The following is a 21,138-nucleotide window of genomic DNA, read 5'->3' on the forward strand; positions in this document are numbered from 1 at the left end:
CCTTTGGGAAAAGTTGGGATTACAGCGCCTTCATGGTGCCTTTCGGCAGAACGGCAGCTACGAAGTCACGTTTGATAACCACTTCAGTGGTGTCGTTCAGGGCAATAGCAATGTAGCCACTTTCAGCCACTTTGGTTACGCGACCGACCAGACCACCGTTGGTCAGCACTTCATCACCTTTGGCAATGGAGTCCATCAGCTTTTTGTGCTCTTTGGTACGCTTCTGCTGTGGGCGCAGGATCATGAAGTAGAAGATCAGACCGAACACAACCAGCATCAGAATCAGAGACATCGGGCTGCCCTGCGCCGGAGCACCTGTTGCCGCTACCGCATCAGAAATAAAAAAGCTCATTCAAATTCCCTCATTATTAAAATTAATCAACGTTCAAAGGTGGAACGGTTCGACCCTGACGTTGGTAAAAATCGGTCACGAAGCTCTCTAATTTACCCTCTTCAATAGCCTTGCGTAAACCAGCCATTAAGCGCTGATAATAACGAAGATTATGAATGGTATTGAGACGCGCGCCCAAAATCTCATTGCAACGATCAAGATGATGCAGGTACGCGCGAGAATAATTGCGACAGGTGTAGCAATCGCACTCGGAATCGAGCGGGCTGGTGTCACTCTTATGCTTCGCGTTACGGATTTTCACCACGCCATCGGTCACAAACAGATGACCGTTACGCGCGTTGCGGGTTGGCATAACGCAGTCGAACATATCAATGCCGCGGCGCACACCTTCAACCAGGTCCTCAGGTTTACCCACACCCATCAGGTAACGGGGTTTATCTGCCGGGATTTGCGGGCAGACATGCTCCAGAATGCGATGCATGTCTTCCTTCGGTTCACCCACAGCCAAACCGCCGACAGCGTAGCCATCAAAACCTATCTCTACCAGACCTTTAACAGAGATATCGCGTAAATCTTCGTAAACGCTGCCCTGGATAATACCGAACAGCGCATTTTTGTTCTGCAGGGAGTCAAAGCGGTCACGGCTACGCTTCGCCCAGCGCAACGACATCTCCATGGAGCGTTTCGCGTAATCCCAGTCGGCCGGGTATGGCGTACATTCGTCGAAGATCATCACGATATCAGAGCCGAGATCGTACTGAATCTCCATAGACTTTTCAGGATCGAGGAAAATCGGATCGCCGTTGATCGGGTTACGGAAGTGTACGCCCTGCTCGGTGATCTTACGGATGTCGCCCAGGCTGAAGACCTGGAAACCACCGGAGTCGGTCAGGATCGGGCCTTTCCACTGCATGAAATCATGCAAATCGCCGTGCAGCTTCATGATCTCCTGACCAGGACGCAGCCACAGGTGGAAGGTATTGCCGAGGATAATCTGTGCGCCAGTGGCTTCCACTTCTTCCGGCGTCATCCCTTTTACGGTGCCGTAGGTGCCCACAGGCATAAACGCGGGGGTTTCCACCACGCCGCGATCAAACACCAGGCGGCCGCGACGTGCGCGACCATCGGTGGTATCGAGTTCAAATTTCATTTTTTCTCCGACGTCAGAAAAACAGTCCAACGTTGTAAAACGGTGCCGCGGACTTATTCCCCGACACGCTCATTCAAAGCCTGCGGATTGTACGTGATAAACATCGCGTCCCCGTAGCTAAAAAAGCGATATTTTTGTTCTACCGCAGACTTGTACGCCGCCATGGTGTGCTGATAACCCGCAAAAGCGGACACCAGCATAATCAGCGTTGATTCAGGCAGATGGAAGTTGGTTACCAGGGCATCAATCACGTTGTACTGATAGCCCGGGTAGATAAAGATCTGCGTATCGCCAAAGAAAGGCTCAATCAGGTCATTTTTGGCGGCCTGCGCGGCGCTCTCAAGGGAGCGTACCGACGTGGTGCCCACTGCCACAACGCGGTTACCGCGTGCTTTGGCGGCCAGAACGGCATCCACCACCTCTTGCGGCACTTCGGCATATTCGGAGTGCATGATGTGGTCTTCGATGCTGTCCACGCGCACCGGCTGGAACGTACCCGCACCGACATGCAGGGTCACGAAGGCCATCTCGATGCCTTTCGCGCGCAATTTTTCCAGCAGCGGTTCATCAAAATGCAGGCCCGCCGTCGGCGCGGCGACCGCGCCAGGCTTCTGGCTGTAGACGGTCTGGTACAGCTCGCGGTCAGCCTCTTCGTCCGGGCGCTCGATGTAAGGGGGCAGCGGCATATGGCCGATCGCATTCAGAATGTCGAGCACCGTGCGCTCGTCATTGAACGCCACCTCAAACAGCGCATCGTGACGCGCGGTCATGGTTGCACGGATGCTCTCATCATCGCCAAGCAGCAGCTCTGCACCCGGCTTCGGCGCTTTAGAGGCGCGAATATGTGCCAGAATACGTTTATCATCAAGCATACGTTCGACCAGCACTTCAATCTTGCCGCCGCTGGCTTTACGGCCAAACAGACGCGCCGGGATCACGCGGGTATTGTTAAAGACCAGCAGATCGCCAGGGTTGAGCTTGTCGAGCAAATCGGTGAAAGTACCGTGCGTCAGCTCGCCCGTCGGCCCATCCAGTGACAGCAAACGACAGCTACTGCGCTCAGGCATTGGGTAGTGAGCAATCAGGGATTCAGGTAGTTCAAAGGAGAAATCGGCGACGCGCATGACGTATACTCGTGACTTAAAAACAGGCGGCATAGTCTAGTGCTCACACCCTTTTGCTGCAACAACTAGCCGCCCCTGGACAAATAAAACGCATGAATTTTCTCGCTCACCTGCATCTTGCTCATCTCGCTGACAGCTCTCTTTCCGGCAATCTGCTGGCCGATTTCGTGCGCGGTAATCCCGCCGACGCGTACTCCGCAGAGGTTGTCGACGGGATTTTTATGCATCGCCGTATCGACGTACTGACCGATAACCTGCCGGAAGTCCAGGAAGCCAAAGCGTGGTTCCGCCCTGAAACGCGGCGCGTCGCACCGATCACGCTCGATGTGATGTGGGACCATTTCCTCTCGCGGCACTGGGAAACACTCTCTCCTGAGATGCCCCTAAACGCGTTCGTGCGCTATGCCCACCAGCAGGTGTCCATTATTTTGCCGGATTCGCCGCCGCGCTTTGTGAATCTGAATAACTATCTCTGGTCAGAACGCTGGCTTGAGCGCTATCGCGAGATGGACTTTATACAGAATGTGTTAAACGGGATGGCGAGTCGTCGACCGCGACTCGACGCGCTGCGCGACTCCTGGCATGACCTGGACGCCCACTACGAGGCGCTGGAGACACGATTCTGGCAGTTCTATCCGCGTATGATGACCCAGGCGAAAAACAAACAGCTATAACAGAAATGCCATTGATAGGTGAAAGCTTGCTGAACGATTGTTAGCGCCTCTTTGTCTTATCAATGAACACTCTCTATACTGGGCGGCGTTGCGTTCCAAATAACCTTAGTATCTACAGGAGAATCACATGGTTCTGGTAACTCGTCCGGCTCCGGATTTTACAGCTGCAGCAGTTCTGGGCAACGGTGAAATCGTTGAAAACTTCAACTTCAAACAGCACACCAACGGTAAAGCGACCGTTCTGTTCTTCTGGCCAATGGACTTCACTTTCGTTTGCCCGTCTGAGCTGATCGCATTCGACAAACGTTACGAAGAATTCCAGAAGCGTGGCGTAGAAGTTGTAGGCGTCTCCTTCGACTCTGAATTTGTACACAACGCATGGCGTAACACCCCTGTCGACAAAGGCGGCATCGGTGCGGTGAAATACGCAATGGTTGCGGACATCAAACGCGAAATCCAGCAGGCTTACGGTATCGAACATCCGGACGCTGGTGTTGCACTGCGCGGTTCTTTCCTGATCGACGCAAACGGCATCGTTCGTCACCAGGTTGTTAACGATCTGCCACTGGGTCGTAACATCGACGAAATGCTGCGCATGGTTGACGCGCTGCAGTTCCACGAAGAGCACGGTGAAGTGTGCCCGGCTCAGTGGGAAAAAGGTAAAGAAGGTATGAACGCGTCTCCGGACGGCGTTGCTAAATACCTGTCTGAGAACGTATCCAGCCTGTAATCGGCACGGTTTACGGAAAAGGCCCGCATTAGCGGGCCTTTTTGTTTTGTACGATCTCACTTTCACACGTTAAAACGCGAAGCACGAGCACCCCAGCACGCCCCAGAATGCCTGGTCATCAGATACCGGGATATCCGATTGCCGCGCAATGCCGTGCGCATGGCCATGCACCCCGCAGCTACCAATGCACTGGTGCATCTGTACCACCGCCCCCACTTTGCTGGCTGCAGGCGGCGCAGAGCGGTAATGCCCCGGGACTTTCACGACCGGTGACCACGACGGCACAACCGGGATCGGCGGCGGTGACAGCGGACTGAAATGACCGGCGGCATACACGACCTTGCCATCCACAACGGTCAGCACCGATTCAATGCCCTTGATCTCCTCTTCCGTCACGCTGAAGTAATCTTTCGACAGCACCACCAGGTCCGCAAGCTGCCCTTCAACCAGACGGCCTTTTTTACCCTGTTCGCTGGAAAACCACGCGCTGCCTGCGGTCCACAGCTCCAGCGCTACCTCACGCGGCAGGCGGTTATTGTCGTCATACATCGCCAGGCCGCCGACGGTTCGCCCGGAGACCAGCCAGTAGAGCGCCGTCCACGGGTTATAGCTCGCCACACGGGTTGCGTCGGTTCCTAACCCAACCGGCACGTCCAGTTCCAGCATTTTCGCCACCGGCGGCGTGTGTTTCACCGCCTCTTTGCCGTAGCGGTCGACGAAATATTCGCCCTGGAACGCCATACGGTGCTGCACCGCAATACCGCCCCCCAACGCTTTTACGCGCTCGATATTACGCTCGGTAATGGTCTCCGCATGGTCAAAGAACCAGTGCAGGCCGTTAAACGGAATCTCACGGTTCACCTTCTCAAAGACATCCAGCATCCGGCTGATGGATTCGTCATAGGTGGCATGCAGCCGGAACGGCCAGCGGTTTTCCACCAGGTGGCGCACCACGCGTTCCAGCTCGTCTTCCATCCCTTGCGGCAGATCCGGGCGCGGCTGGAGGAAATCTTCAAAATCCGCCGCCGAGAAGACCAGCATCTCTCCTGCCCCGTTCGCACGATAAAAGTCTGTGCCCTGCCCCGGTTTGAGCATATCGGTCCAGCGCTCAAAATCCTCCAGCTCCTGTTTAGGGCGCTGGGTGAAGAGGTTGTAGGCAATACGCACCGTCATCTGCTCTTTGGCGTGCAATTCGGCAATCACCTCGTAATCTTCCGGGTAATTCTGGAAGCCGCCGCCGGCATCAATGGCGCTGGTCAGCCCCAGACGGTTAAGCTCACGCATAAACTGGCGCGTGGAGTTAACCTGCTGCTCAATGGGGAGTTTCGGTCCTTTTGCCAGCGTGGCGTAGAGGATCATCGCGTTAGGTTTAGCGATCAGCAGCCCGGTCGGGTTGCCGTGGTTATCACGCACAATCTCCCCGCCCGGCGGGTTTGGCGTCTCTTTGGTGTAGCCGACAGCTTTCAACGCGGCGCGGTTAAGCAGGGCGCGATCGTAGAGGTGCAGGACAAACACCGGCGTATCCGGTGCCGCCTCGTTAAGCTCTTCGATGGTCGGCATCCGGCGTTCGGCGAACTGAAACTCGCTCCAGCCGCCCACCACCCGAACCCACTGAGGTGAAGGTGTACGATCGGCCTGATCTTTCAACATCCTTAGCGCATCCGCCAGCGACGGTACGCCTTCCCAGCGCAGCTCGAGGTTGTAGTTCAGCCCGCCGCGGATCAGGTGCAGGTGCGAATCGTTAAGCCCGGGGATCACCGTACTCCCCTTCAGATCGACAATCTGCGTTCCCTGCGTCGCATAGCTCATTATGCGATCGTGGTTGCCCGTCGCCAGAATCTTGCCGTTAGCAATAGCCACCGCTTCCGTGAGCGGGTTTTCGCGATCGAGGGTATGGATCTTACCTTTGGTTAAGATCAGTGTGGCAGTTTGAGACATAACGTACTCCTTTCAACCGAATCAGGCTTTTTTGAGCCATCCGGCAAACAGACGGGTCACGATGGGCATCCACAGCCAGACCACCAGCGCGACCACACAGGCATCGTTAATCAGATGCAGCAACAACGTACCTTTCAGGCCAGGAAGCAACGCACCGGTCACCAGCGGCACCAGGTTGGTACTGGGGAAGATAACCAGCAGGGTAATGAGAAACTGTTTCCACTGTTTAGGCTTACGCACATGAGGCTCCGGTGGGGTAAACCAGAACGCCGCCTCGGTACGTACTTCGGTTTTATCGCCTTCCGCCAGCAGCGGTTCAATCTCTTTTACCAGCGCATTACGGGTATCGGACTGGGTCCACGCAGAGAGGTGTTCGAGGGTGTCGAAACGGATTATCACCGTCCACAGATGTTGTCCGTCGGTCGGGCGGATGACGTTCGCGCCAAGATGCCCCGGAAATTCCGCCGCGATGGGCATGATCTTACCCAGCCACTGTTCGTATCGCTCAGCCTGACCCGGCAGCAAGGTGTGGGTGATCACCAGCGTGACATGCGATGTGTGCGCCATAATAGTTTCCTGGTCATTAATGGGCGGGAGAACCCCGCCCTGGAAGGTTTACGCTTTGCGTTCTGGCGCGCCGTGAACGAGGGTGTAGGCATAGTCAACGCCCATGCCATAAGCGCCGCTGTGCTCACGGACCAGGTCCATGACCGCGTCGTAAGTGCCTTTGCGAGACCAGTCGCGCTGATACTCAAGCAGCACCTGCTGCCAGGTCACAGGAACCGCGCCCGCTTGAACCATACGGTCAATCGCACGTTCATGGGCATCTACGGAGGTACCGCCGGAAGTATCGGTTACTACATAAACTTCAAACCCTTCATCCAGGGCCATCAGCGCCGGGAAGGTCAGGCAAACTTCGGTCCACAGGGCTGAGATGATAAGTTTCTTGCGGCCCGTTGCTTTCACTGCCGCAACAAACGCATCGTCTTCCCAGGAGTTCATAGAGGTACGTTCAATCGGTTTAACCTCCGGGTGAACCGCCAGCAGTTCTGGCCAGATGTATCCGCTAAAGCTTTTTGTTTCGACAGAGGTGTAGATAACCGGAACATCAAAAATTTTGCCTGCTTTTGCCAGAGCCACCGTATTATTCTTTAATAACTGACGGTCAATATTTGCCACGCCAAAAGACATTTGCGGTTGGTGATCGATAAAAATCAGTACAGAATTGGACGGGTCAATCAGTTCACGAATAGACATAAAAGTACCTTTTAATCAATGTGTTAAAAGCCAACGTTTTGGTGTGCTATATGAGAAAGGGCCCTGACTGATAAAGCAATTTGAGTATAGCGAGAATTGATTGAGCGGATAGTAAAGATATTTGTCCCCTCTGTTGAAATTAACCGAACAACTTAGGGGAATTTTCAGCAACCGGGAAATAAACCGGTTGCTGATGACGATTAATTTCCGAACCAGACGGAGGCGGAAATGGCCGGTAAGGAGAGAATGCCTTCCTGAATCGTGCCTTTACCCTCTTTGCGTTGCCACGCCTTCACGTGCAGCAACGGAGAGTCATCCAGCACCACTTCACAGGCTTCTCCGCGGTTGATGGCGACCAGCACGCGTTGCTGGTTGTAGACGCGGGCAAACACCACCACGTTATCGTGGGCATACACCACCTGACAGCCACCGTAACGCAGCGCCTGGTTCTGTTTACGAAGCTTAGCCAGACGCTGGTACAGGCTGAGCAGAGCCTTGTCCTGCTTCGCCGGATCCCAGGGGAAGGTTTTGCGGCAGAAGGGATCGTTGTTCCCCTCCAGCCCCACCTCATCACCGTAGTAAATGCACGGCACGCCAGGCCAGGTGAAGAGCCAGGTAACGGCCAGCGGCAGGCGCGCCACATCCTTGCCAAGCAGGGATTTAAAACGTGCGGTATCGTGGCTGTCCAGCTGGTTAAACATCCGCAACTGCTGCTGATGCGACAGGCTGGCGCGGTAGTTATCCATCCATGCCATACAGGTTTCGGCGTCGATATGCTGCGGATCGTAGGAGATATCGGTGTTCGCCAGAAATCCCCATAGCGGGAAGGTAAAACCGCGGTAGTTCATGGCCGAATCTTCTGCATCGGCTTGCAGCCACTGGCGTGCATCGCCAAAATGCTCGCCAAAGACAAAGGCCTCCGGCTGTGCGGCTTTCGCTGAGCGGGTGATACCTGCAACGTGCTGAAGGTTATTACGCGCTCCGCCCGCTTCACCCAGCATATGCACCACGTCAAGACGCCAGCCGTCCATGTTCCATGGTGCCTTAAGCCAGTGGCGGACAACGCTGTCTTCACCGCCGTAGATTTCGTTGACCAGAGAAGGCGACTGGAAATCCAGCTTCGGCAGGCTTGGGTAGCCCAGCCAGTCCAGCGCGTAGCCCTCTTCATTAAAGCTGTACCAGTCACGCTGCGGCGAATCCGGGTTATGGCATGCCCCGCTCATCGACTGGTTATGACGGTCAAACCACGCGTGCGAATCCCCGCTGTGGTTGAACACGCCGTCCAGAATCAGGCGCATCCCTTCGTTTTTAGTGTTCTGTCGCAGGCGCAGCAGCGCCGCATCGCCGCCAAACTGCTCATCAACATGACGATAATCTTCGGTGTCGTATTTATGCACGCTCGGGGCTTTAAACACCGGGTTAAGGTACAGCGCCGTCACGCCCAGTTTTTTCAGGTACGGGAGTTTTTCGCTGATCCCGTCGAGATCGCCGCCGTAAAACGTCGAGCCACCTGCCTGCGCGGTCAGCGGTTCATCCCATGCTTTGAGGATAATGTCGTGACCTGCTGCGTGGTGGTAATAAACCTTGTCCTGGTCTGCAGTGCGCTTTTCGCTGCGGGCAAAGCGGTCCGGGAAAATCTGGTAAAACACCTGATCGTTAACCCATTGCGGGCCATTGTCCGGGTAATCGACGGCAAACTGCTCCAGCCGGGCCGGCGGAAAACGGCTAAACCCCTGCGGGGTAAACCACAGCTGGCGGTTATTCCACAGCAGTTTAAAACTGTAGCGACGACGCGGCTGTCCACGGGTTAAATCGATGTTTGCCCGCCACGCCGTGATCCCGGGCTGCGGCTGGCTGCGCTGCTTATGCATTTTCAGCGCGGTCTCTTCGTTATCAATTTCGGCGCGTAGCGTCACGCGTTCAGGCTGATTTTCCCCCGCCAGCCAAAGCGTAATCACAAGGTTGTCTTTGTTTTGCTTAACAAATGGGGCAACCGGAAGGTGCCAGGCGTTTAACATCACGAATCCCCTTTGATGAAATTGACGTCACCTTGCCACAGGGGGGTTAAGGTTAGCTCATCATGACGAGGTTTATTGAGGGAGGAGGACGGGGGAGGAGGCATCAGCATGAGCGGATGCCTCCTTCCAGTCCCTCTGCGGGGAGACGGAAGTTTACTGTGCCTGCGCCAGCTGACGGTCGCGGCGGCATTTGAACATCCAGCCCAGCAGCAGCAGGACGATCCACGCACAGCCCACGTAAAGGGAGATACGGGTATCCGGATGATAGCCAATCAGGGCGATGATAAAGACCAGGAAGACCAGACCGACAGCGGTTGTCACCACCCCACCCGGCACTTTGAACTTCAGCGCTTTCGCCTCTTCCGGTGACAGACGGCGACGGAACGCAATCTGCGACAACAGGATCATGATCCATACCCACACGGTCGCGAAGGTCGCCAGCGACGCAATCACCAGGAACACATTCTCCGGCATGATGTAGTTCAGGTAGACCGACAGCAGCAGGGCTACGGTCATCACCATTACCGTCACCCACGGCGTGCCGCGACGAGAGGTTTTGGCAAACACCTTAGGCGCACTGCCCTGCTCCGCCATTCCGTGCAGCATGCGGCCCACGCCAAAGACGTCACTGTTGATTGCCGAAAGCGAGGCGGTCAGCACCACAAAGTTCAGGATGCTGGCGGCAAACGCGATGCCCATATGCTGGAAGGTCAGCACAAACGGGCTGCCGTTAGTGCCCACCTGGTTCCACGGGTAGATGGACATAATGACGAACAGCGTCCCCACATAGAACACCAGAATACGCATTGGCACTGAGTTGATGGCGCGCGGAATGGATTTCTCCGGGTCTTTCGCTTCCCCGGCGGTAATGCCGATAATCTCGATCCCGCCGTAGGCAAACATGACCATCTGCAGCGACATCACCATGCCGAGCCAGCCGTTGCTAAAGAAGCCGCCGTTGCTCCAGAGGTTATGGATCCCCGTTGGCTGACCGCCGTTGCCGATACCCCAGATGATGATCCCAAAGCCCGCGATAATCATGATGATAATGGTGGCAACTTTGAAGAAGGAGAACCAGAACTCCAGTTCACCAAACACCTTCACGCTCATCAGGTTGACGGCACAGATGATCAGCACCACGCTCAGCACCCAGATCCAGTGCGGAACCGCGGGGAACCAGACGCCCATGTAGATGCCAAAGGCGGTAACGTCGGCAATAGCCACAATCAGAATTTCGAAGCAGTAGGTCCAGCCGGTGATGAAGCCCGCCAGCGGGCCTAAGTTTTCCTGCGCATAGCGCGAGAACGAACTGGCAGACGGATTGTGAACCGACATCTCCCCGAGGGCGCGCATGATGATATACGCGGCCACGCCACCGATGATGTAGGCCAGCAGAACGCTGGGACCGGCCATTTTAATGGCATCTGCCGAGCCATAAAAAAGACCGGTACCGATAGCGGATCCCAGCGCCATAAAGCGAATGTGGCGGGTGCTGAGTCCACGTTTGAGTTTGTTAGTGCTTTCCATTTAAATCTTGCCATTCAACTCGAAAAAAACAAAAAACCACGGGGCCTTAAGCCCCGTGGTTAAACAGTTTGTTGCCGTTGATTAATGGGCGTTCGATGCGACCTGACGCCCTGCAGCACGATCCCAGATAATAGCCAGAACCAGTGCAACAACGGTAGGCATCAACCAGGCCAGGCCTTGCTCGGACAGCGGCAGACGCTGTGTCCAGGCTGGCAGTATTTGCGCAAAGGCGGATGCTTTAATCCCGTCAAGGATACCAAAAATCAGGCTGATAAACATGGCTGGCGCAATAATTCGCGACGAGTTGTTCCACCACGGGCGGGTGAAGCTCAGCACCACCAGCACAATACACGGCGGATAGATGGCCGTCAGCACCGGGATAGAGACCTGAATCAGGTGGCTCAGACCGAGGTTTGACACCGCCATGGAGAAGATGCCCAGGATAAAGACCAGCGTACGGTAAGAGAGCGGCAGATACTGAGCAAAGAACTCAGCGCAGGCGCAGGTCAGACCCACGGCGGTGACAAGGCACGCCAGGAAAATCAGTACCGCCAGCAGCAGGCTACCCGCACCACCAAAGGTGTGCTGCACGTAGGCATGGAGGATCGCCGCGCCGTTGGCATTTTGATCGACCAGTATGGCGCTATCTGAGCCCAAGCGGAACAGCGCCAGGTACAGCAGCGTCAGCCCTACACCGGCCATCAGGCCAGCCCAGATGGTGTAGCGAGTCAGCAGACGCGCTTCCGTCACGCCGCGGGAACGTGCGGCATTCACGATAACAATACCAAACACCATTGCGCCCAGCGTATCCATCGTCAGGTAGCCGTTCACAAAGCCGTTGGAGAACGCGGCGTTTTTATAGGCGTCCATCGCATCGCTAATCGGGCCTGCGGGCCAGACGATGGCTGCAACCGCCAGCACAATCAGCGCCACGATTTTCAGCGGAGCCAGGAAGTTACCCACGGTATCCAGCAGCTTGCCCGGATAAAGGGAAACCAGAATCACAATCGCGAAGTAGATCAGGCTGTAGATAAACAGCGGCATCGCGCCATCGCCAGTGAGCGGGGCAATCCCCACTTCGAAGGATACGGTCGCGGTACGCGGGGTCGCAAACAGCGGGCCAACGGCCAGATAGCAGACGGTCGCAAGCAGAATGCCGGCCACTTTGCCAATCGGGGTGCTGAGGCTATCAACGCCACCACCGACTTTCGCCAGCGCGACGACGGTCAGTACCGGCAGACCCACAGCAGTAATCAGGAAACCAAACGCAGCGGTCCAGACGTGTTCACCCGCCTGTAAGCCAACCATTGGAGGGAAAATGATGTTGCCTGCGCCAACGAACAGCGCAAATGTCATAAAGCCCAGCGCGATGATGTCACGCGATTTTAAGTGATGGGTCATAAAACCTTACTGCCTGTGGATGTGGTGTTGAAAACATTGAGATTTTCGCTATCCCTGACGGGACGATACAGCGGAAAATTTGCTCAATTTCAGCGGGATATGCTCCCGTCCTGGCGTGGAGAAGAATAGTTTTTCGATTTACCACGCAAATACAGTCGGTATGACAGTATCTGGGGCGCAATTTAAACGCTTATAACGTTTAAAGGCAAGATGGGATCGTGAAACCAGAACAATATGCCAGCATCAAAAATCAGACCAGCACAATACGCTAATTATAAGAAAAACCCATGGCTAATCATGCGAACAAAAAACAGCCAGCCGTATAATATTCAGCCGCGTTTCGCTTGACTGCAAAGCAAACGGGCCAGCAAACGCTGGCCCGTGGAAAGGTAAACTGACACGCCTGTCGTCAGGCGATCTTTTTGGCAATTAATCGTTCCGGGATAACGAAACTGAAGCGGGTTCCCTTACCCAGCGTGCTTTGAATATCGAGACGGCTTTCATGGTGATTCACCGCGTGTTTCACAATAGCCAGCCCCAGACCGCTGCCGCCGGTCTGCCGTGAGCGCGCTTTATCCACCCGGTAGAAGCGCTCGGTCAGACGCGGGATGTGTTCAGGTGCGATCCCCGGCCCGTTATCCTCTACGCTGAACTCAGCGCCCGTTGGCGTATGCTGCCAGCGCACCACGATATCCGTCCCCGCTGGCGTATGATTCACCGCGTTATACACCAGATTGGAAATGGCGCTGCGCAGCTCATCTTCGCTGCCAAGCACCTTGAGCGTGTTGTCGACCTCGAAGGTCAGCTGATGCATTTTATGGCTTAACGTCTGCGCTTCGCGCTCCACCACCCGCAGCATCATCGGAACATCAATGGTGTCATTCAACGCCAGCGAGGGGGCGGCCTCAATTTTCGAGAGCGTCAGCAGCTGTTTCACCAGCCCTTCCATACGGTGCGTTTGTTCACGCATCGTATGCAACGCTTTCTCGCGCGGCGCGCCTTCCAGCGTTTGCTCCTGCATCATCTCCAGGTACCCCTGAAGCACCGTCAGCGGAGTGCGTAATTCGTGGCTGACGTTGGCAAAGAAGTTGCGTCGCGCCCCTTCCAGCTGGTGCATCTGGGTGACATCACGGGCAACCATCAGCCACTGCTGGTCGCTGTAAGGCATCACACGGATTTCCAGATGGCGCCCATTATTGAGCTTCAGGTTGTGGGGGCGGGTAAAATCACGCTTTTTCAGGTACAGCGTGAACTCGGGATAACGCAGAAGGTTGAGGATGTTCTGGCCATTATCGTCCGGCCAGCGCAGGCCCAGCAGCTGTTGCGCGAGGCCGTTACACCAGAAGATCGTCCCTTCTTCGGTCGTCAGAATGACAGCATCCGGCAGCGACTCAGCGCCGCTACGGAAGCGTTTGATCAGGCTTCCCAGCTCCCGACGCCGCTTTTTGTTACGCATCTGCATCTGGTGCAGACCGTACAGCAGCGGCTCCCAGCTTCCGCTTCCCGGCGGAGGCGTCATACTTCGGTCAACCCACAGCCACCACGAGAGGCGCAGCAGGTTCCAGAAATGCCAGATCAGAAGCCCGGTAACCGACGCCAGCAGAAACCACGGCAAATATCCAAGAAAGGCCCCCAGAATGAAGGCCGGAATACAGCATAAGATCAGTTCAAAGACGAGCCTTTTCCATGACAGACGTTCCAGCACGCGTCACACTCCTGTCATTGTTCAGAAACGGGTTGAAAAACGATAACCCGTGCCGCGGACCGTCTGCACCATGCGATCGTGGCCGCTCAGTTCCAGCGCTTTTCGCAGGCGGCGGATATGAACGTCAACCGTCCGGTCTTCGACATACACGTTAGTTCCCCACACGTTATTCAGCAACTGTTCGCGGCTGTATACGCGCTCCGGGTGAGTCATAAAGAAATGCAGAAGTTTAAATTCGGTAGGCCCCATATCGAGGGGATTTTCACCGGTCATGACGCGGTGTGAGGTAGGGTCAAGGCTCAGTCCCTGCATCTCAATCACCTCTTCCACCGCCATCGGTGAAATGCGGCGCATCACGGCTTTAATGCGGGCAACCAGCTCTTTCGGTGAGAACGGTTTGGTAATGTAATCGTCCGCCCCCGTTTCCAGACCGCGTACGCGATCCTCTTCTTCACCGCGCGCCGTGAGCATCACAACCGGTATATCGCGGGTTAGCGCTTCACGTTTCAGGTGTTTGATAAACTGCAGCCCGGAGCCGCCAGGCAACATCCAGTCGAGCAGAATCAGATCGGGCCAGGGTTCATTCAGCTGGTTCACCGCGCTGTCATAATCTTCCGCCTCAACCGGCTGGAAGCCATTTTGCTCGAGCACGAAGCACACCATTTCACGAATCGGAGCTTCATCTTCTACGACCAGAATACGTCTCGCCATACTTTGCCCTGTTTTATCTTATTTAAGTTACAAGTTTGTAATGCGGCGTCATTATGCGTCAGATTTATGACAGATTTATGAAAAACAGTACCACTATAAAGGGCAAACTGTTGTTTTATTACAGCGGTTATTTTCTGTTCCCTGACAGTTTATAATCCTGCTTTCTCTTTTTCGCCACGGATCAGCAATGCGCATACTACACACCTCTGACTGGCATCTGGGTCAAAATTTTTACAGCAAAAGCCGGGCGGCTGAACACGAAGCGTTCCTGAACTGGCTGCTGGATACGGCCCGCTCTCATGAGGTGGACGCCATTATTGTGGCGGGTGACATCTTCGATACCGGCTCGCCCCCCAGCTATGCGCGCGAGTTATATAACCGTTTTGTCGTCAATCTGCAGCAAACGGGCTGTCATCTGGTGATTGTTGCCGGCAACCATGATTCCGTCGCAACGTTAAATGAATCCCGCGATATTCTGGCGTTTCTTAATACTACCGTGGTGGCCAGCGCAGGACATGCGCCGCAGATCCTGAAAAAGCGCGACGGGACGCCGGGTGCGGTACTGTGTCCGATCCCATTTTTACGCCCGCGCGATATTGTCCAAAGCCAGGCGGGGCTTTCCGGCGCAGAAAAACAGCAGCATTTGCTGCAGGCCATCACCGACTATTACCACCAGCAGCATGCCCAGGCCTGTGCCCTTCGCGGCGACCAGGCGATTCCGGTGATTGCCACCGGGCACCTCACCACCGTTGGGGCCAGCAAAAGCGACGCGGTGCGTGACATTTATATTGGCACGCTGGATGCTTTCCCGGCACAAAACTTCCCGCCCGCGGAGTATATTGCCCTCGGGCATATCCACCGGGCGCAGGTTATCGGCGGCTGCGAGCACATTCGCTACTGCGGCTCGCCCATCTCGCTGAGTTTTGATGAGACCGGCAAAGCCAAAAGTGTCCATCTGGTGAGCTTTAGCGACGGCAAGCTCAGCGCCGTTGACACGCTGGAAGTGCCCGTCACCCAGCCGCTGGCGGTGCTGAAAGGCGATCTGGACGCCATCACCGCCCAGCTTGAACAGTGGCGCGGCGTGGAACAAAACCCGCCGGTCTGGCTGGATATTGAGATCGCCAGCGCCGACTACCTGCATGATGTACAGCGTAAAATTCAGGTACTCACGGAAGACCTGCCGGTAGAGGTGCTGCTGGTGCGCCGCAGCCGCGAGCAGCGCGAGAAAATTCTGCTCGGCGCTCAGCGCGAAACGCTCAGCGAACTCAGGGTGGAAGAGGTCTTTGAACGCCGGCTCTCCCACGAGGAGATTGACGACGCGAAACGCGCACGGCTGAACGAGCTGTTTACGCACACCCTGCATGCCCTGAACGATGAGGAAGAAAACGCATGAAAATCCTCAGCCTGCGTCTGAAAAATCTCAACTCACTGAAGGGTGAGTGGAAAATCGATTTTACCGCGGAGCCGTTTGCCAGCAACGGACTGTTTGCGATTACCGGGGCTACCGGCGCAGGGAAAACGACCCTGCTCGACGCCATTTGTCTGGCGCTGTATCACGAAACGCCGCGTCTGCAGAAAGTCTCCCAGGCACAAAACGATTTGATGACGCGCGACACGGCCGAATGCCTTGCCGAAGTTGAGTTTGAAGTCAAAGGTATTGCCTATCGCGCTTTCTGGAGTCAGAACCGCGCGCGAAATCAGCCCGACGGTAATCTTCAGGCCCCACGCGTCGAGCTGGCACGCTGTGAGGACGGTAAAATTCTGGCCGACAAAGTGTCGGATAAACTGGAACAAACGGCCGCCCTCACCGGGCTGGATTATGGCCGTTTTACCCGCTCAATGCTGCTCTCTCAGGGGCAATTTGCCGCCTTCCTCAATGCCAGACCTTCCGACCGCGCCGAACTGCTGGAAGAACTGACCGGAACCGAGATCTACGGTCAGATTTCCGCCATGGTGTTTGAGAAACACAAAGCCGCGCGTAACGCCCTTGAGGTGTATGAAGCACAGGCTGCAGGCGTCGTATTGTTGAGTGAAGAGCAACAGCAGCAGTTACAGCAAAGTTTGCAGGCACTTACTGACGAAGAAAAAACGCTGCTGGCGCAACAGCAGAATCAACAGAAAGATTTTCAGTGGCTTACGCGCAATGACGAGCTTATACGTGAGCAGCAACGCGTTGCCACCTTGCAGCAACAGGCGCAACAGGCACTGACCGAGGCTGCGCCCGAGCTGGCAACGCTCCAGCTTGCTCACCCCGCCGCCCAGCTGCGACCACTGTGGGACAACCAGCAAGAGCAAACCACCCGGCTGGGGCAAACGAAGCAACGCATTGTTGAAGTAAATGCTCGCTTACAAGCAAAAACCGCGCTGCGCTCGCGTATCCGTAATACGGCCCAGCGTAGCCATGCACAACTGCAGACCGACCTTACGGCGCTGGCACAATGGCTGGCAGAGCACGAGCGGTATCGTCAGTGGGGCCAGGAGATAGCAGGCTGGCGCGCCCATTTTGCACAGCTGAATCGCGATAAACATCAGATCGCCACGCTTTCCACGCGCATTGCTGAATTACGCCAGAAGCTGGCAGAGATGCCGGAAAACGCCCTGACGCTCACGGCTGACGAGGTCAGCGTGGCGATGGAGCAACAGGCTCAGTCACGGACTTTCCGCCAGCGGCTGATGTCGCTTCAGGCCCGTTATCTGCCGCTGCAACAGCGTCTGCGCCAGAACGGTGAAAGCCTGCAGAAAGCCCAGGCAGAGCAGGTAAAACTCAATGAAACGCTGACGCTGCGTCGCCAGCAGTACAAAGAGAAAAACCAACATTACCTGGATCTTGAAACGCTCTGCAGACAGGAAGAGAAGATTAAAAGTCTGGAGGCAGAGCGTGCGCAGCTGCAGGCGGGACAGCCCTGCCCGCTGTGCGGCTCAACCTCGCACCCGGCGGTCACTGCCTATCAGGCGCTGGAGCTGAGTGCCAACCAGCAGCGTCGCGACCAGTTAGCCAAAGAGGTCGCTGCGCTTAAAGAGGAAGGATTGTTAGTTCTCGGCCAGGTGAATGCCCTGACCCGGCAGATCCAGCGTGAGACAGACGATGCTCAGACGCTCTCTCAGGAGGAGCAAGCGCTCACTAAAGAGTGGCAATCCGTTTGCGCGTCCCTGAATATCACTCTGAATATTCAGGAAGATATTGCCCCGTGGATGAACGAACAAGAGCAGTATGAGCGTCAGCTTTACCAGCTGAGCCAGCGTCTGACGCTGCAGCAACAGCTGAATGAACAGGACGCGCAGGCGCGTCAGTATCAACAGCAGCTGACGGCCACGCGCCAGGCGCTGGAAACGACCCTGCTGACGCTGTCACTCAACGTCCCGGAGGAAGGCAAAGAGGCTGCCTGGCTGAACGAACGTGAAACCGAGTTCGCACAGTGGCAGGAAAAACAGACACAGCATGGCGTCATGCAGGAGCGCATGACGGCTCTGATGCCGCTGCTCGACACCCTGCCCGCCACAAACGACACAGAAACCGAACCGGCCATTCCTGATAACTGGCGCGAAACGCACGACGAATGCGTTTCTCTTCAGAGCCAGCTTGCCACATTGCAACAGCAGGAAAGCCTCGAAAGCGAGCGGCTGCAGCACGCCACGACGCACTTCACCGCCGCACTGACCGCAAGCTGCTTCGCCGATCGGGAGGCCTTTCTGGCTGCACTGCTTGATGAAGAGACTATCCGCCGTCTTGAACACCGTAAGCAGACCCTGGAAAACCAGCTTCAGCAGGCAACCGCGCTGTTCGCACAGGCAAACCAGCAGCTGCAGGCTCATCAGACGCAGCGACCGGAAGGGCTGGAACTCGACGCGCCAACCCTGCAGTTGCAGCTACAGCAACTCGGGCAACAGCTTCGGGAGAACACCACTCATCAGGGTGAGATCCGCCAGCAACTTAAACAGGACAGCGATAACCGTCAGCACCAGTTGGCGCTCATGCAGCATATTGAAGAGGCCGCGCGGCTGGCCGATGACTGGAGCTATCTGAATTCGCTGATAGGTTCCAGCACCGGTGACAAGTTCCGTAAGTTTGCCCAGGGGCTCACGCTGGATAATCTGGTCTGGCTTGCCAACCAGCAGCTAAATCGCCTGCACGGGCGCTATTTGCTGCAGCGCAAGGTCAGCGATGCGCTGGAACTCGAAGTGGTGGATACCTGGCAGGCGGACGCGGTGCGCGATACCCGTACCCTCTCCGGCGGCGAAAGCTTCCTTGTTAGCCTGGCACTGGCGCTGGCGCTTTCCGATCTGGTGAGTCACAAGACACGCATCGATTCGCTGTTCCTGGATGAAGGCTTCGGCACGCTCGACAGCGAAACGCTGGATACCGCCCTGGATGCGCTCGACGCGCTGAACGCCACCGGGAAAACCATTGGCGTGATTAGCCACGTCGAGGCGATGAAAGAGCGGATCCCGGTGCAGATCAAAGTGAAGAAGATTAACGGGCTGGGGTATAGCAAGCTGGATAAGGTGTTTGCGGTGGAGTGAGGGTGCCCTGCGTGAGGGCACCCTCATCCTGCCCCTCTCACGTAGGGAGAGGGAGAATGGCTATAGCGGCCAGAGCCACGCGGCGCCGCGCACGCCGCTGGAGTCCCCGTGCACCGCTTTGCGGATCGGGGTTTCACACTCGCCGCCGAAGACCCACTGCTTCAGCAGATTCGGCACCGTGGCATATAAACGGTCGACGTTGCTCATCCCGCCGCCGAGCACAATCACGTCAGGGTCAAGGATATTCACCACGTGCGCCAGGGATTTCGCCAGCCGCATTTCATAGCGGCTGAGAGCCAGCTCAGCCACCGGATCGTGTTCCCCGACCCGGCGCATAATCTCGTTCCCCTTGAGTGGCTGGCCACTCAGGCGGTGGTAATCGGTGGCAAAACCGGTGCCGGAGATAAACGTCTCAATACAGCCCTGCTTGCCGCAATAGCACGGCACCTCGGCGCGGTATTTAAGTTCATCGTCATCCATCCACGGCAGGGGGTTATGTCCCCACTCGCCCGCCGTACCGTTGCCGCCAATATGGGCACGCCCGCCCAGGGCCACGCCTGCGCCACAGCCGGTCCCGATAATGACCGCAAAAACGGTCTGGGCCCCTGCGGCGGCACCGTCAATGGCTTCGGAGACGGCCAGACAGTTGGCGTCATTTGCCAGACGCACTTCCCGGTTCAGGCGCTGACTTAAATCTTTATCAAAAGGCTGACCGTTGAGCCAGGTGGAGTTGGCGTTTTTAACCACCCCGGTATAGGGCGAGATTGAGCCCGGGATCCCCATCCCAACGGTGCCGGTCTGCCCTGTCGCCTGCTCAGCCATGTCGACCAGCCGGGCAATCGTCTCGATAGTCTGGTGATAATCATCGCGCGGCGTAGGCAGACGGTGGCGGAACAGTTGCTCCCCCAGCTCGCTCAGTGCGATGACTTCTGTTTTGGTGCCGCCCAAATCAATCCCAATACGCACAAGACACTCCTCATTATTTTGATTATCAACAGAGTAGAAGCCCGCTTCCCGATTAGCAATGCAAGCGATGCGACAATTCGTTATCATGCCCGCTGATTTAACGACAAGGCAGTGGAAATTATCATGCTGTGGTTCAAAAATTTGATGGTTTACCGTCTCAGCCGCGACGTTTCGCTGCGTGCAGAAGAGATGGAAAAACAGTTAGCCGCTTATAGCTTTTCCCCTTGCGGTAGCCAGGATATGGCAAAAACCGGTTGGGTTCCTCCAATGGGTTCACAAAGCGATGCATTGACCCACGCCAGCAGCACGGGTCAAATCATCGTCTGCGCCCGCAAAGAAGAAAAAATTCTGCCCACGCCGGTGGTCAAGCAGGCGCTCGAAGCGAAAATTTTCAAGCTTGAAGCCGAACAGGGTCGCAAGCTGAAAAAAACCGAAAAAGATTCGCTGAAAGACGAAGTTCTTCACTCTCTGCTGCCGCGCGCCTTTAGCCGTTTCAGCCAGACAATGATGTGGATCGATACCGTTAACGGGCTGATCATGGTGGACTGCGCCAGCGCCAAAAAAGCGGAAGATACGCTGGCCCTGCTGCGCAAAAGCATCGGCTCGTTACCGGTCGTTCCGCTGGCGCTGGAAACGCCGATTGAGCTGACCCTGACCGAATGGGTGCGCAGCGGTACAGCGGCCCAGGGCTTCCAGATCCTTGATGAAGCCGAGCTCAAAGCCCTGCTCGAAGATGGCGGCGTGATCCGCGCGAAAAAGCAGGATCTGGTGAGCGACGAGATCGCCGTACACATTGAAGCGGGCAAAGTGGTGACCAAACTGGCACTCGACTGGCAGCAGCGTATTCAGTTTGTGATGTGCGATGACGGCTCGGTGAAGCGTCTGAAATTCTGCGATGAGCTGCGCGATCAGAACGAAGATATCGATCGTGAAGATTACGCCCAGCGCTTTGACGCGGACTTTATCCTGATGACCGGAGAGCTGGCAGCGTTAATTCAGAATCTGGTGGAAGGCCTCGGCGGCGAAGCGCAGCGGTAATGCCTGCAGTGACCCTCTCCCGGCAG

General features: G+C 56.1%; 17 protein-coding genes. 5 read left to right on the top strand and 12 right to left on the bottom strand.

Features of this window, described 5'->3' with window-relative positions; all coding sequences use genetic code 11:
• Positions 1-19 precede the first annotated feature (19 nt).
• From yajC to queA, 3 genes are read right to left on the bottom strand one after another with little or no spacing between them, the layout of a single operon-like run.
• On the bottom strand, positions 20-352 hold the full coding sequence (gene yajC, locus QE396_RS12100; RefSeq protein ID WP_000007630.1) for a preprotein translocase subunit YajC: 333 nt from the start codon (positions 350-352) through the stop codon (positions 20-22).
• A gap of 22 nt (positions 353-374) precedes the next feature.
• Positions 375-1,502 carry a tRNA guanosine(34) transglycosylase Tgt gene (tgt, locus tag QE396_RS12105; RefSeq protein ID WP_020885227.1) on the bottom strand — a complete coding sequence of 376 codons (1,128 nt, stop codon included), beginning with the start codon at positions 1,500-1,502 and terminating at the stop codon, positions 375-377.
• A 53-nt stretch (positions 1,503-1,555) separates the two neighbouring features.
• Positions 1,556-2,626 carry a tRNA preQ1(34) S-adenosylmethionine ribosyltransferase-isomerase QueA gene (gene queA / locus QE396_RS12110; RefSeq protein ID WP_032677507.1) on the bottom strand — a complete coding sequence of 357 codons (1,071 nt, stop codon included), beginning with the start codon at positions 2,624-2,626 and terminating at the stop codon, positions 1,556-1,558.
• Between the two features lie 92 nt (positions 2,627-2,718).
• On the opposite strand from queA, the gene acpH reads away from it, so the two are divergent.
• Positions 2,719-3,300, top strand: coding sequence for an ACP phosphodiesterase (gene acpH, locus QE396_RS12115; RefSeq protein ID WP_025204983.1), 582 nt, complete (start codon positions 2,719-2,721; stop codon positions 3,298-3,300).
• A gap of 127 nt (positions 3,301-3,427) precedes the next feature.
• Positions 3,428-4,030 (top strand): peroxiredoxin, encoded by a 603-nt coding sequence (locus QE396_RS12120; RefSeq protein WP_014168840.1) that lies wholly within the window; start codon positions 3,428-3,430, stop codon positions 4,028-4,030.
• A gap of 69 nt (positions 4,031-4,099) precedes the next feature.
• On the opposite strand, the gene QE396_RS12125 is transcribed toward QE396_RS12120, so the two are convergent.
• The 8 genes from QE396_RS12125 to phoB all read right to left on the bottom strand — a co-directional run bounded on the left by QE396_RS12125 (position 4,100) and on the right by phoB (position 14,587).
• Entirely contained in the window at positions 4,100-5,968 is a 1,869-nt protein-coding gene (locus tag QE396_RS12125) for an amidohydrolase (protein WP_014168839.1), read from the bottom strand.
• Between the two features lie 21 nt (positions 5,969-5,989).
• The gene (locus QE396_RS12130; protein WP_014168838.1) at positions 5,990-6,535 is read right to left on the bottom strand and encodes an antibiotic biosynthesis monooxygenase; all 546 of its coding nucleotides are present in this window, start codon (positions 6,533-6,535) and stop codon (positions 5,990-5,992) included.
• Positions 6,536-6,583: 48 nt separating this feature from the next.
• On the bottom strand, positions 6,584-7,225 hold the full coding sequence (locus QE396_RS12135) for a hydrolase (protein ID WP_020885231.1): 642 nt from the start codon (positions 7,223-7,225) through the stop codon (positions 6,584-6,586).
• Positions 7,226-7,425: 200 nt separating this feature from the next.
• The gene (malZ, locus tag QE396_RS12140; RefSeq protein ID WP_032681572.1) at positions 7,426-9,243 is read right to left on the bottom strand and encodes a maltodextrin glucosidase; all 1,818 of its coding nucleotides are present in this window, start codon (positions 9,241-9,243) and stop codon (positions 7,426-7,428) included.
• A gap of 153 nt (positions 9,244-9,396) precedes the next feature.
• Positions 9,397-10,770, bottom strand: a complete 1,374-nt coding sequence (gene proY / locus QE396_RS12145) for a proline-specific permease ProY (RefSeq protein WP_014168835.1) — start codon at positions 10,768-10,770, stop codon at positions 9,397-9,399.
• A gap of 81 nt (positions 10,771-10,851) precedes the next feature.
• On the bottom strand, positions 10,852-12,171 hold the full coding sequence (gene brnQ / locus QE396_RS12150) for a branched-chain amino acid transporter carrier protein BrnQ (RefSeq protein WP_014168834.1): 1,320 nt from the start codon (positions 12,169-12,171) through the stop codon (positions 10,852-10,854).
• A gap of 409 nt (positions 12,172-12,580) precedes the next feature.
• Complete coding sequence (gene phoR / locus QE396_RS12155; RefSeq protein ID WP_014168833.1) at positions 12,581-13,876, bottom strand: phosphate regulon sensor histidine kinase PhoR; 1,296 nt, start codon at positions 13,874-13,876, stop codon at positions 12,581-12,583.
• A 21-nt stretch (positions 13,877-13,897) separates the two neighbouring features.
• The gene (gene phoB / locus QE396_RS12160) at positions 13,898-14,587 is read right to left on the bottom strand and encodes a phosphate response regulator transcription factor PhoB (protein ID WP_008503265.1); all 690 of its coding nucleotides are present in this window, start codon (positions 14,585-14,587) and stop codon (positions 13,898-13,900) included.
• Positions 14,588-14,774: 187 nt separating this feature from the next.
• Between phoB and sbcD the strand changes: the two genes are divergently transcribed.
• Positions 14,775-15,980, top strand: a complete 1,206-nt coding sequence (gene sbcD, locus QE396_RS12165; RefSeq protein WP_020885234.1) for an exonuclease subunit SbcD — start codon at positions 14,775-14,777, stop codon at positions 15,978-15,980.
• Positions 15,977-19,108, top strand: coding sequence for an exonuclease subunit SbcC (gene sbcC / locus QE396_RS12170; protein ID WP_020885235.1), 3,132 nt, complete (start codon positions 15,977-15,979; stop codon positions 19,106-19,108). The genes sbcD and sbcC overlap by 4 nt, the downstream gene beginning before the upstream one ends.
• 60 nt (positions 19,109-19,168) lie before the next feature.
• Here the strand turns inward: sbcC and mak are convergent, their stop codons facing one another.
• Positions 19,169-20,074, bottom strand: a complete 906-nt coding sequence (mak, locus tag QE396_RS12175) for a fructokinase (protein ID WP_020885236.1) — start codon at positions 20,072-20,074, stop codon at positions 19,169-19,171.
• Positions 20,075-20,197: 123 nt separating this feature from the next.
• Here mak and rdgC point away from each other — a divergent pair, with 123 nt between their 5' ends.
• Complete coding sequence (gene rdgC, locus QE396_RS12180; RefSeq protein ID WP_014882739.1) at positions 20,198-21,112, top strand: recombination-associated protein RdgC; 915 nt, start codon at positions 20,198-20,200, stop codon at positions 21,110-21,112.
• The last annotated feature ends 26 nt before the right edge of the window (positions 21,113-21,138 follow it).

The organism is Enterobacter sp. SORGH_AS_0287 (assembly GCF_031453695.1).
In the GTDB taxonomy this organism is placed as follows: Bacteria; Pseudomonadota; Gammaproteobacteria; order Enterobacterales; family Enterobacteriaceae; genus Enterobacter; species Enterobacter ludwigii.